The sequence below is a fragment of the Corynebacterium sp. HMSC05H05 genome (assembly GCF_001807265.1).
In the GTDB taxonomy this organism is placed as follows: Bacteria; Actinomycetota; Actinomycetes; order Mycobacteriales; family Mycobacteriaceae; genus Corynebacterium.
In genome coordinates this window covers 44,686-56,801 of sequence record NZ_KV788396.1, presented here as the reverse complement: position 1 = coordinate 56,801, position 12,116 = coordinate 44,686, and the positions used below count along the sequence as shown (strand labels likewise).

At 68.2% G+C, this 12,116-nt stretch carries 11 protein-coding genes; 4 read left to right on the top strand and 7 right to left on the bottom strand.

What is annotated here, in order from left to right; genetic code table 11:
* Nucleotides 1–2: 2 nt before the first annotated feature.
* Both HMPREF3151_RS07120 and HMPREF3151_RS07115 read left to right on the top strand, forming a co-directional pair.
* The gene (locus HMPREF3151_RS07120) at nucleotides 3–752 is read left to right on the top strand and encodes an ABC transporter permease (RefSeq protein ID WP_070474858.1); all 750 of its coding nucleotides are present in this window, start codon (nucleotides 3–5) and stop codon (nucleotides 750–752) included.
* Between the two features lie 14 nt (nucleotides 753–766).
* Nucleotides 767–1,555, top strand: coding sequence for a spermidine synthase (locus HMPREF3151_RS07115; RefSeq protein WP_070474857.1), 789 nt, complete (start codon nucleotides 767–769; stop codon nucleotides 1,553–1,555).
* A gap of 8 nt (nucleotides 1,556–1,563) precedes the next feature.
* On the opposite strand, the gene HMPREF3151_RS07110 is transcribed toward HMPREF3151_RS07115, so the two are convergent.
* From HMPREF3151_RS07110 to HMPREF3151_RS07090, 5 genes are read right to left on the bottom strand one after another with little or no spacing between them, the layout of a single operon-like run.
* The gene (locus tag HMPREF3151_RS07110; RefSeq protein ID WP_070474856.1) at nucleotides 1,564–2,628 is read right to left on the bottom strand and encodes a glycoside hydrolase family 25 protein; all 1,065 of its coding nucleotides are present in this window, start codon (nucleotides 2,626–2,628) and stop codon (nucleotides 1,564–1,566) included.
* A gap of 51 nt (nucleotides 2,629–2,679) precedes the next feature.
* Nucleotides 2,680–3,789, bottom strand: a complete 1,110-nt coding sequence (locus HMPREF3151_RS07105; protein WP_070474907.1) for a cysteine desulfurase family protein — start codon at nucleotides 3,787–3,789, stop codon at nucleotides 2,680–2,682.
* A gap of 10 nt (nucleotides 3,790–3,799) precedes the next feature.
* Nucleotides 3,800–4,939 (bottom strand): THUMP-like domain-containing protein, encoded by a 1,140-nt coding sequence (locus HMPREF3151_RS07100; RefSeq protein WP_070474906.1) that lies wholly within the window; start codon nucleotides 4,937–4,939, stop codon nucleotides 3,800–3,802.
* A complete protein-coding gene (locus HMPREF3151_RS07095; protein ID WP_141741360.1) occupies nucleotides 4,929–5,804 on the bottom strand; it encodes an NUDIX hydrolase in 876 nt (291 codons plus the stop codon). The genes HMPREF3151_RS07100 and HMPREF3151_RS07095 overlap by 11 nt, the downstream gene beginning before the upstream one ends.
* A gap of 18 nt (nucleotides 5,805–5,822) precedes the next feature.
* Entirely contained in the window at nucleotides 5,823–6,617 is a 795-nt protein-coding gene (locus HMPREF3151_RS07090) for an ABC transporter ATP-binding protein (protein WP_070474904.1), read from the bottom strand.
* A gap of 139 nt (nucleotides 6,618–6,756) precedes the next feature.
* Here HMPREF3151_RS07090 and HMPREF3151_RS07085 point away from each other — a divergent pair, with 139 nt between their 5' ends.
* The gene (locus tag HMPREF3151_RS07085) at nucleotides 6,757–8,784 is read left to right on the top strand and encodes a maltotransferase domain-containing protein (RefSeq protein ID WP_070474855.1); all 2,028 of its coding nucleotides are present in this window, start codon (nucleotides 6,757–6,759) and stop codon (nucleotides 8,782–8,784) included.
* 8 nt (nucleotides 8,785–8,792) lie between these two features.
* Nucleotides 8,793–10,982 carry a 1,4-alpha-glucan branching protein GlgB gene (glgB, locus tag HMPREF3151_RS07080; protein WP_210383721.1) on the top strand — a complete coding sequence of 730 codons (2,190 nt, stop codon included), beginning with the start codon at nucleotides 8,793–8,795 and terminating at the stop codon, nucleotides 10,980–10,982.
* On the opposite strand, the gene HMPREF3151_RS07075 is transcribed toward glgB, so the two are convergent.
* Nucleotides 10,979–11,812 carry a tetratricopeptide repeat protein gene (locus HMPREF3151_RS07075; RefSeq protein WP_070474854.1) on the bottom strand — a complete coding sequence of 278 codons (834 nt, stop codon included), beginning with the start codon at nucleotides 11,810–11,812 and terminating at the stop codon, nucleotides 10,979–10,981. The two genes, glgB and HMPREF3151_RS07075, sit on opposite strands and share 4 nt — an antisense overlap.
* 1 nt (nucleotide 11,813) lies before the next feature.
* On the bottom strand, nucleotides 11,814–12,116 hold the full coding sequence (locus HMPREF3151_RS07070; protein ID WP_070474853.1) for an MTH1187 family thiamine-binding protein: 303 nt from the start codon (nucleotides 12,114–12,116) through the stop codon (nucleotides 11,814–11,816).

The following is a 12,116-nucleotide window of genomic DNA, read 5'->3' as shown; positions in this document are numbered from 1 at the left end:
CCATGCACCTGATCACAAACGACCTGCTGAAGTTCAAGCGCTCCCATATGTGGGCGGTGGTGGTCCTCGTGCCGCTCATCGCCGTCGGCATCGGCGCCGGCAACTACTCCGCCAATTCCGAAACACTGACCGCAGGATGGGACAGCTACTTCTCCCAGATCATGCTCTTCTACGGCTTGCTGTTTTGCACCGCCGGCATCGCAGTGCTGGCCGCGTACGCCTGGCGCGTGGAGCACCGAGGACACAACTGGCTGACCATGCTCACCTCCACCCGCGGCACCGGCAGCCTCGTGGCCGCAAAGATCGCGGCGATCAGCGTCGTCGCCGCAATGATGCACGCGGTGCTGGTGATCCTCGCGCTCGCAGTCGGGCTGGTGCTCGGCGTGCCGGGCGAGATCCCCGTCTACCTCCTCGCCGCCGCGTTCCTGTCGCTGGCGCCGATGGTGGCGGTGGCGGCCTGGCAGTCGCTCTTCTCCATGGTGATCCGCAACTTCGCGGTCCCCATCGGCATCGGCGTGGTGGCCAGCCTCATCTCCTTCGGCGCGCTCGCGTCCGGCATGCCCGGCGTGCGGTTCGTCTCGGCGCCGGCGCTGCTGTCGGAAACGCTGTGGCTGGGCAGCACCGCTGTCGCCGACGCCGGCGCAATCGACGCCGGGACCGTTCTGACCGTGGTGCTCACCTCGGCCGCACTCGCGGCAGCCGGCTGGGCCGCCTCGGTGGCCTACCTGCGCGGGACCGACGCGCGCCTCTAGTACCCTCACCTGCCATGGCCGCAAAGAGCGAGTTTTACGAGATCGACACCGGCGTCGCCGAAGTCCTGCACGAACCCGACGGCTCCATGGTGCTGCTGGTCAACGGCGTGCCCAGCTCCCACGTCGTCCCCGGCGAGCCGACCCGGCTGGATTTCGAGTACATGCGCTGGATGGCGGACTTCCTCGATTCCGCCTACCCGGAGACAAAGCGCGCCAAGTCGCGCCTGACGCACCTCGGCGGCGGCGCGTGCACCCTCGCCCGCTACTTCGCCGCCGCGTGGCCCGGCTCGCGAAGCACGGTCGTGGAGATCGATTCGGAGCTGGCCGTTCTTGCGCGCGAGCGTTTCGACGTCCCCCGGTCCCCCACCGTGAAAATCCGCGTCGGCGACGCCCGCGAGGTCACCGACGCGTTCAAGCCGGCGACCCGCGACGTGATCATCCGCGACGTGTTTACCTCCGCCACCACCCCGCGCAATCTGACGACGGTGGAGTTTTACCGGGCAGCGTGGACGTCGTTAAGCGAAGGCGGCTTCTACGTGGCCAACTGCGGCTCGCACTCGGACCTCAAGGAGGCCAAAGAGGAGCTGGCGGGGATGTTGGAGGTGTTCCCGCACGTCGCGGCCATCGCGGACCCGCCGATGCTGAAGGGCCGCCGTTACGGCAACATCGTGCTCATCGGCGCGGGATCCCCGCTTGAGGCGAGCGACGCGCTCACCCGCAACCTGCTCAAAGGCGGGGTGCCGGCGCAGTTCAAGGACGAGGCGTGGTGCCGCCGCCTGGCGACGCAACCTCGGCACGACTAGCGCTCGATCTAGCCCTTGTTCGCTTCCTTCGCGGCGTTGTCCAGCAGGATGAGCAGGTCGCCGATCTGGTAGTCGCCGACCATCATCTTCTGCAGGTCCTCGATCGGCAGCTCGCCCTGGCCCGCCAACGCGCGGACGAGGTTGGCGATGTTGTCCGCGTCGGTCGGGTCGAAGCCGGCGAGGCGGGCGGCGTCGATAAGCTGCTGCGCACCCAGACCGCCCGCGGCGAGCGCGAGAATGGCCACCACGAGCTTGGTGCTGTCCTGCTCGAGCACCTTCAGCTCGCCGGAGTCCTGCACCTGGAACTGCTCGAGCACGCCGCCGCCTGCACGCAGATCGCCTGCGGCGAACTGGTCCAGCTGCGCGCCGTTGCCGTTGAAGATGTTCATGTCCACCGGCGTGTTGATGCCCACCACGCGGCCGGATTCGCTGCGCTGCCAGAACGTCAGCTTGTCCCAGCCGCCGACTGGGGCCGGCGGGCGGTTCTGGTAGGCCGCCAGCCACAGCGGGTAGGAGGTGAACGCGCGGGTGTCGTTCATGCGCTCGTACCAGAAGTAGCGGTACGTGTAGATCATCGGACGCTTGCCGGTGCGCGCCTCCAGCTCGGAAAGGAACGCCTGCGTCCAGCCGGCGAGCTGCACCGGGCCCAGGCCTTCATCGACCTCGAGATCCAGCACGGGCGGCAGCTGGGTGGCCGGGCCGTCGTTGACCACGGAGGCGAAGTAGCGCGCCTGCGCCACCGGGTCCTCCGCCGGGCGCGCGTAGTGGTAGGCGCCCACCTTCAGCCCGGCATCGGCCGCGGCCTTGGCGTCCTCGTCGTAGAAGTCGTTCTTCCAGCCGTCGCCCTCGGAGGCCTTCACGTAGGCGAAGTCCTGGCCGCCGGCGGTGCGGACGGAGCCCCAGTCGATGGCTGCGCCGCCCGGGCGCTGGTGGCCCGCCACGTCCACGCCGGAGACAACACCCGGGATGGACTGGGCGTCTGCGGGCCCGGTCACCGGGTTGACCACGCTTAAGCCCACGGCGAGCGCGGTCACGGCGGCGGCTGCGGTACGGATGCGGCGAGAAATCTGCATGACCGACACACTAAACCACTCAAGTCACACGCACCACACGCGACACGCAAGTTACAGCGCGCCGGCGGCTCTCGCCCGCTCCACCACCTCCGGGATCGCGGCGAGGAACTTCTCCACGTCCTCGCGCGTGTTCGTCCGCCCCACCGTTACGCGCAGCGCGCCCATCGCTTCGCGCTCGGAAAACCCCATCGCCTCCAACACGTGGCTCATGCGCAGCACACCGCTGGCGCACGCCGAGCCGGCCGACACCTGAATGCCCTGCGCATCCAGCAGCATGATCAGCGCGTCCGCGTTCGCCCCGGGGAACATGAAGTGCGCGTGCCCCGGCAGGCAGGGCTCATGCTTTGCGACGATCACCTCCGGCACCGCCTCTTTCACCCCCGCAATCACCGCATCGCGCAGGCCCGCGATCCGCTGTTGCTCCTGCCCCATCTCGGCGACAGCCTCCTCCAGCGCCGCCGCCGTGGCCGCGGCCGAGGCCACGTCCACCGTGCCGGAGCGGATGCCGCGCTCCTGCCCGCCGCCCAGAATCACCGGCTTCGGCGCCGGCGAACGACGCGCCAGAAGCAGGCCCATACCGCGCGGGCCGCCGAACTTGTGCGCGCTAGACGCAAGCGTGGCCGCGCCGAGCTCGTGGAAGTCCACCGGGATGTGCCCGACCGCCTGCACCGCGTCCACGTGCACCGGGGTGCCCGCGGCCTCGGCTCGAGCAACAACCTCGTGCACCGGCTGGATCGCGCCGGTCTCGTTGTTCGCCCACATCACCGCCGCCACCGCGGCTGGGGTATCCAACGCGGAAAGGTCCGAAACCACGCCGTCTCGCCCCACCCGGAGCCATTCAGTCTGGCCCAGAGACTTGACTACCTCGAGCACGGCCGGGTGCTCGATCGGGGTGGACACGACGCGGCCGCCGCCGGAGGCGTCGTAAAGCCCGCGCACCCCGATGTTGTTCGCCTCGGTGCCGGAGCCGGTGAACACCACCTCCACCGGGTCCGCGCCAAGGGCGGCGGCGATGCGCTCGCGGGCGTCGGCGAGCACCGCGTTCGCCTTGCGCCCGGCGGCGTGCTGGCTGCCGGCGTTGAGGGCGCCGGCGTGCTCCACCCACGCGTCGATGGCGCTTTGGCGCATGGGCGTGGTGGCTGCGTGATCGAGGTAGACCATGCCCCACAGGTTAGGCGTGCACGCGCGCGCCGCACACATGCGCCACCGCGTCGTTGCCCACGCGCGCGATCACCACACCCATCTGCCTGTCCCCGCGCAGTTTGAGCTTCTTGCGCAGCTGGTCCGGGTCCACGTCCACGCCGCGCACGAGGATCTCCGCGCTGCCCGCGCCGTGGCCGGCGAGCGTCTTCTTCAGCGCGCGCAGCGGCACCGCCTCGATGAACTCGAAGCCGCTGTAGCCCGCCGGGATCGCGTCGCCCGTGGTGTAGGCGATGTGTTCGTCCAGCATGCTCAGGCCGTGGCGCGCCGCCCACTGCCGCACCAGCCCGGCGCGCACCACCGCCCCGTCCGGCTCGATGATCCACCTGCGAGGCGCGGTGACCTCCACCTCGTCCGGCTCGGCGTCGGTGACGCGCTCCTCGAAGTCCCGCAGCACAACTGCCTCTCGACGTGCTCCGCCCGCCAACCCCGGCGTATACAGGCACGCCTCCTTGACTCCCCCATCCACGGACACGACACTAACCAGCCCGTCCCACCCGGAGTAGTCGATGCCCGGCGCGCACTTGACCGCCATCTCACGGCCCGCGTGCGCGGCCAGCAGATCCGGCAGCGGCGGCAACAGCTTCGCCGGGTCGGTGATGCGCTTGCCGCCGGCGCGGCGCGCCGGGTCGGCCACCACTGCCCCGCCCTTGCTCACCGGCGTAAGCGCGTCGGCGCGGGCCAGCCAAGCGTCCGGCCCAAGGTTGTGGCGGGCCATGACCAGGCGAGCGGCGTCCAGGTCGGAGCCGAGCCACGTTACGCCAGCATCACAAAAGGCCGGCGCCTCCGAGCCCACCGAGCAGGTCACGTCGTGGACAAACTCCACCCCTGCCGCCGCGATCCGCTGCGACCGCACGCGCGCCACGCGCGCCGGGGTGGCCTGCTGCACAGCGTCGGCATCGGTGAGCCAATCCTCCGGGAACTTCCCCGCTGCGGCGCGCTGGGAGGAGATGAGCACGCTGACAGCGCGGGCGTACTCGCCGAAGCGGGCATCGAGTACCGCACGGTCCGCGAACACCGACTGCTTAGTCAGCGCCACCTCCGGCGCAACGTCCGCGATCTCCCCAGCGTGCGCCGCCAGAAAGCGGGCTTCTGCAACGCTAAATCCCACCGCGGCGTCCAATCCTGTCTATGGGCGTGAACGAGAAGAAGTCGTGGTAGCGCAGGTCGTCCACCGGGTCGCCCACCACCGGCGACAAGTCCGCGCGCCACGCGGCGGCCAGCGCTTCCTCCGCGTCGTTGAACCGCGCCACTTCGGTCAGCTGCGCCCACGTCGACGGGGCCAGCCGCACCAGCCCGTGGCGCCACCCCTCCAAGATCAGTTGCGGCGGAAACCAGTTGGCGTCGTCCGCCTCGTCAGTGTTTGCGTCCGGCTCCTGGCCCTCCGGGTTGGCGGCGACGAAGGTGAAGGTGTCGAACCAGTTGCCGCTTTCAGACTTCCCCACCCAGCGTGCGAGCGGTTTCAGCAGGTCGGCGCAGACGTTGAGGTTGGACTCGCGGAGCACGTCGGTAAGCGAAAGCTCATGTGATTCCAACTTCAGGCGTTGCTCGTGGAAGGGGCGTGCGTCGCCCAGCAGCACGCCGTCGTCGTCCACCGCGAGCAGCGTGCCGGTCTCTTCAAACAGCTCGCGCACCGCCGCGAACAGCAGCGCGTGCGCCTTGTACTTGGTCACGCCCAGCTGGCGGGCCAAGGAAATGGCGGAGCGGCCGAGCCACAGCTCGCCGTCGTCCCACGCGCGCGGCGGGAAATCGCGCGAATCCACCCCGCCGCCGGGAAAGACGGTGATGCCGGGGTAATTCGGCATGGATAACACGCGCTCCTGCATCCACACTTCGAGCCCGTCCGCACCGTCGCGAAGCAGCATCACCGTCGCGGACAGGCGGGCACCTTGAAACCCGCTGCGCTCGTGGACGTCGATGGTGTCGCCGACGTCGTGCGTCAGCACGCCCTGGGTGCGATTCCTTTGCGTGGGCATGGCCGAAACCCCCCAGGCTTACGCCCGGTGCGCACCCCCGCGCTTGGCGCGAGCCCGGCGCGCGGTGAAGCGGCCCTCGTCCACCGTGACCTCGATGGGCTGGTGGTAGGCGCGAGAGACGTTCTCGGAGGTCAGCACGTCGTCGATGAGCCCCTGGGCGACCACCTCTCCCTCGTCCAACAGCATGGCGTGGGTGAAGCCAGCCGGAATCTCCTCCAGGTGGTGGGTGATCATGACAATCGCCGGGGCGTCCGGGTCCATGGCCAGATCGCCCAGGTAGGCCAGCAAGTCCTCGCGCCCGCCCAGGTCCATGCCTGCGGCCGGCTCGTCCAGGATCAGAAGCTCCGGGTTGGTCATCACCGCCCGCGCGACCAGCACACGCTTCTTCTCGCCGTCGGACAGGGTGCCCCAGGTGCGGTCGATCAGGTGGATCGCGCCGACCTGCTCGAGCACCTCGAGGGCTTGCTCGTAGTCCATCTCGTCGTAGTCCTCGCGCCAACGGCCCAAAATGGCGTAGCCCGCGGAGACCACCAGGTCGCCCACCTTTTCGTTGTCCGGCACGCGCTGGGCTACCGCAGTGGACGTCAAACCGATCGCCGCGCGCAGGTCGCGCATGTCGGTGGCCCCGACGCGCTCGCCGATGATGAACACGGTGCCCTTGGACGGGAACTCCTGGGCCGAGGCCATGCGGATCAGGGTGGTCTTGCCGGCGCCGTTGGGGCCGATGACCACCCACCGTTCGTCCAGCTCCACCTGCCATGTCACGGGCCCTACAAGGGTGTTGCCGCCGCGGATGAACTCCACGTCGCGCATGTCCACCAGCAGGTCCGGGTCTGTCACCAATTCCTCACTCGCATTCACGCATCCATCTTTACCTATTTCGGCCCGCGTGTGTGGGAGGCCCGCGCTACCCTGGCTGATGGAATGCAGGCAGGTTGAGAGGGTCTGAAAAATGGTTGCTCGCTTTGGCATCGACGATATGCGCCCCCAGGTTTCCGGTCGCACGTTGCCCGCGAAGGCGGTGGTCGGCGAGGTGGTGCCTGTTTCGGCGCTGGTGTGGCGCGAGGGCCACGACGCCATCGCGGCGACGCTGGTGCTGGTGTCGCCTTCCGGCGAGCAGTTCTCGGTGCCGATGCACCAGGAGGTCTACCGCCCGGATTACGTCCACGGCATCTTCATCCCCCGCGAAAAGGGGCTGTGGCGCTACCGGGTGGACGCGTGGAGCGACGTGATGGCCACGTGGCGCAACGCGGTGGAGAAGAAGCTCGCCGCGGGACAGACGGAGAGGGAACTAGCCAACGACATCGCCCATGGCGCGGACCTGTTCGCTGCGGCCATCGCCCAGACCCCCTCGCCACAGGTGTTGGAAAACGCTCGCACATTGCTTCTCGACGACACGCTGCCGCTCGCCGACCGCATCGCCCCCTGCGTCTCAAGTGAGGTGCGCGACGTGCTGGCCGAGTACCCGCTGCGCGAGCTGGTCACCCGCGGTCCCGTGGCCGACATCCTGGTGGAGCGCCGCGAGGCGCTGGTGAACTCCTGGTACGAGCTGTTCCCCCGCTCCACCGGCGGCGTGGACGCGATGGGCAACCCCGTCCACGGCACCTGGGCCACCACCGCGGACCAGCTGCAGCGCGTGGCCGACATGGGCTTCGACACCGTGTACTTCCCGCCGATCCACCCCATCGGCGAGGTCAACCGCAAGGGCCGCAACAACACGCTGACCCCGGAGGACGGCGACGTGGGCTCGCCGTGGGCGATCGGCTCCAAGCACGGCGGCCACGACGCCTTCGACCCGAACTTAGGCGGCGAGGACGAGTTCCTGGACATGATGGACCACGCCAACGAGCTGGGCCTGGAAATCGCCCTCGACTTCGCCCTGCAGGCCGCCCCCGACCACCCGTGGGCGACAGAGTACCCGGAGTTCTTCACCGTGCTCGCCGACGGCACCATTGCTTATGCCGAGAACCCGCCCAAGAAGTACCAGGACATCTACCCGCTGAACTTCGACAACGCCCCGGAGAAGCTCTACGCCGAGATCTACCGGGTGCTCATGTACTGGGTGGATCTGGGTGTCACCACCTTCCGTGTGGACAACCCCCACACCAAGCCGGTGGATTTCTGGCACTGGCTGATTTCGAAGGTGCACGAGACGGACCCGGACGTGATCTTCCTGGCGGAGGCGTTCACCCGCCCGCCGCGCATGTACGGGCTGTCCAAGGCCGGGTTCTCGCAGTCCTACACCCACTTCACCTGGAAGACCACGAAGGCGGAGCTGACCGATTTCGCCCAGCTGCTCGTGGACGTCGCCGACGTCTCCCGCCCCAACCTCTTCGTCAACACCCCCGACATCCTGCACGCCTCGCTGCAGCAGGGCGGCCCGGCGGCGTTTGCGCTGCGCGCCACCCTGGCCGCAACCATGAGCCCGCTGTGGGGCGTCTACTCCGGCTACGAGCTCTACGAAGACCGCCCCGTCGCCGCAGGCAGCGAGGAGTACCACGACAGCGAGAAGTACCAGCTGCGCCACCGCGACTTCGCCGCCGCGCTGGAACAGGGTAAATCGCTCGAGCCGTACCTGACGCTGCTCAACACCATCCGCCGCGACAACCCGGCGCTGCAGCAGCTGCGCCAGATCCGCTTCCACGACATCGCCAACGAGCAGATCATCGCCTACTCCAAGGTCGATGCGGAGACCGGCAACGCGGTGCTTGTGGTGGTCAACCTGGATCCTTCGTCCACCCAGGAGGGCATGCTGCGTGTCGACGCCTCCGCGGTCGGCCTCAACGACGGCGAAACCTTCGAAGTCCACGACCAGATCACCGGCGAACGCTACACCTGGACCACCGCCGAGACCGGCAACTTCATCCGCCTCGCACCCGAGAAGAACGTCGCGCATATTTTCCGGTTGCCGGAGGTGCCTTCGGTTCGTCGAGAAGCACTTGCGTACCGTCAGATCTCAGACCACGACTACCGTCCCTAAGGAAGCTCATGAACACCGACCTGCTCATCCCCGAAGGCGACCGCCAGCGCCTCATCGAGTGCAAGCACCACGCGCCCCACGATTTCTACGGCTGGCACCGCGTGGGCGCAGGATCCGTCGTGCGCACCCGCTTCCTCGGCGCCGAGCGCGTGGAGCTGCTCATCCACAACGGCGCCCGCGCCATGGAGCTCATCGGCGACGACATCTGGGCAATCTCGCTTGACGACGAGCACGCGCCCGACTACCGCTTCCGCGTCACCTACCCGGGTGCCGAACCGCGCATTGTGGCGGACGCGTACCACTTCCTGCCCACCCTGGGCTCGCTGGACCTGCACTTGATCAACGAGGGCCGCCACGAGCGCCTCTGGGAGGTCCTCGGCGCGAACGTGCGCTCCTACGAGACCTCGCTCGGCGAGGTCCGCGGCACCTCGTTTGCCGTGTGGGCGCCGAACGCCCAGGGCGTGGCCGTCATCGGCGACTTCTGCGAGTGGAACCCGAACCAGTACCCCATGCGTTCCCTCGGCTCCTCCGGTGTGTGGGAGGTTTTCATCCCCGGCATCGGCGACGGCGCGACCTACAAATACGCCATCCAGACCGCCGACGGCACCCGCGTGGACAAGGCCGACCCCCTGGCCAAACGCACGCTCACCCCGCCGGAGACCGTCTCCGTGGTGGCCGCGCCGAGCGAGTTCGAGTGGACCGACGAAGAGTGGATGACCGCGCGCGCCGGCATCGACGCCACCAACTCCGCTATGAGCGTCTACGAGTGCCACATCGGGTCCTGGAAGCAGGGCTCCAACTACGCCCAGCTGACCGAGGAGCTCGTGCCCTACCTGGTGGAAAACGGCTTCACCCACGTGGAGTTTCTGCCCGTGGCGGAGCACCCCTTCGGCGGCTCCTGGGGCTACCAAGTCACCGGCTACTACGCCCCGACCGCGCGCTGGGGCAGCCCGGACGAGTTCCGCAAACTCGTGGACACCCTGCACGCCAACGGCATCGGCGTGCTGGTGGACTGGGTGCCCGCCCACTTCCCCAAAGACGACTTCGCGCTCGCGCGTTTCGACGGCTCCGCGCTCTACGAGCACCCCGACTGGCGCCGCGGCGAGCAGAAGGACTGGGGCACCTACGTCTTCGACTTCGGCCGCCGCGAGGTGCGCAACTTCCTGGTGGCCAACGCCCTGTACTGGTGCGAGGAGTTCCACTTGGACGGCCTGCGCGTGGACGCCGTGGCCTCCATGCTCTACCTGGACTACTCCCGCGAACCCGGCGAGTGGCTGCCCAACCAGTACGGCGGCCGCGAGCACTGGGAGGCGGTGCAGTTCCTCCAGGAAATGAACGCCACCGTGCACCGCGAGCACCCCGGCGTGCTCACCATCGCCGAGGAATCCACCGCCTGGCCGGGCGTGACCGCGCAGACCGACGCCGACGGACTCGGCTTTTCGCTGAAGTGGAACATGGGCTGGATGAACGACACCTTGGAGTACTTCTCCCTGGATCCCATCCACCGCTCCTACCACCACAACGAGATCACGTTCTCGCTGGTCTACGCGTTCTCCGAGCGCTACGTGCTGCCCTTTAGCCACGACGAAGTGGTCCACGGGAAGGGCTCGCTGTGGACTCGCATGCCCGGCGACGACTGGAACAAGGCCGCCGGCCTTCGCGCCCTCTACGGCTACATGTTCTCGCACCCCGGCAAGCAGCTGTTGTTCATGGGCTGCGAGTGGGGCCAGACCACCGAGTGGGACGAGGCGCACTCCGTGAACTGGGACAACATTGCCGACGATTGGGGCCACGGCTATCACCGCGGCATTCAGCGCCTCGTGCGCGATTTAAACCGCGTCTACCGCGACACCCCCTCGCTGTACTCGCAGGACAACACTCCGATGGGCTTCCAGTGGGTCAAGGGCGACGACGCCTCGAACAACATCCTCGCCTACATCCGCTGGGGCGTGGACGCTACACCGGTCCTCGCCGTGGTGAACCTCTCCGGCGCCTCCCAGCCCAACTACCGCCTGGGACTTCCCGAGGCTGGCGAATGGGAGCTTTTGGTCAACACCGACGACGCTGTCTACGGCGGCGCCGGCAACGACCTGCCGCAGGTGCTTTCCACCGAGCCGACCGAGTGGGACCGCTTCGAGCAGTCCGCCGAACTGCACGTGCCAGCGATGAGCGCGCAGTACTACATCCTGCGCCGCTAGAACAGCGCGCTGGCAAGCCGGGTGCGCGCCGCGATCACGCGCGGATCACCCGGCTCCAAAAGCGTCAGCAGCTCCAGCAGCCGCTCCTTCGCGCGCGGCTCGGCCTTGACGTGCTCCAACAGACGGTCGAAGGCCGCCTCCGGGTCGCCCGCCACAAACTCCTTGTCCGCGAGCCACAGCAGCTTCTCGACGTCACCCTCCGGTTCGCCCTGTCCCTGCACCCTCTTGAGCACAGCCACGGTCGCCTTCGCCTGTGTGATGTCGGCGTTGTTCGGATCGTCCGCGAGGATCTCGTCGTAGACCGCCGTGGCGGCGTCGAAGTCGCCCGCGTTGAGCGCCTCCGTCGCGCGGTCCAGGCGGGGGTCCTCGGCCTTTTCGGCCGGCGTGGTGTCGTCGGCAAGCCCCTGCAGCTGCGGGCCCACCTGGCTCACCAGGGCACCCACCCATTGCTTGAGCTCGTCAGCCGGTTGGTTGCCCTCGAAGTTGGCCACCGGACGCCCGCCCGCGAGCGCGACCACCGTGGGCAGCACACGCACGCCCATCGCCTGGGCGACCTGCGGGGTGGAATCCGCGTCGACGTAGCCGACCATGAAGGCCCGCTGGCCCGCCGAAAGCTTTGCAAACTGCGCCTTCAGGCTCTCCGAATCCGGGCTGCGCGGCGTGCCGATGAGCACCACCACGGGGATCTGCATGGAGCGCTCGAAGATGTCCTTTTCAACGTTGGCCTCGGTGACCGTGATGAACGGCTCGAAGCCGGACTGCGCCGCTTCCTTGCGGTCCGCGAGCGCGCCCAGATCGATCGCGCCGCCGGTGAACTGCGGGTTGGTCATGTTACGCCTCCAAGTGCTTGTTCAGGGATTCGACTTTCTGCTGCAGCATGTTCTCGTAGCCGGGGCGGATATCCGCCTTGACCACCAGCGACACACGCGGGGAGACCTCCTCCACGGCCTGCGTCGCCCGCTTGATCACGTCCATGACCTCGTCCCACTCCCCCTCGACGGTGGTGAACATCGCCGTGGTCTCGTGCGGCAGGCCCGACTCGCGGACCACCTTCACCGCCTTGGCGACAATGTCGGACATCTCCGCGTTGGAGTTTTCGGTCATGGTCGGTGCCACAGAAAACGCTGCAATCAT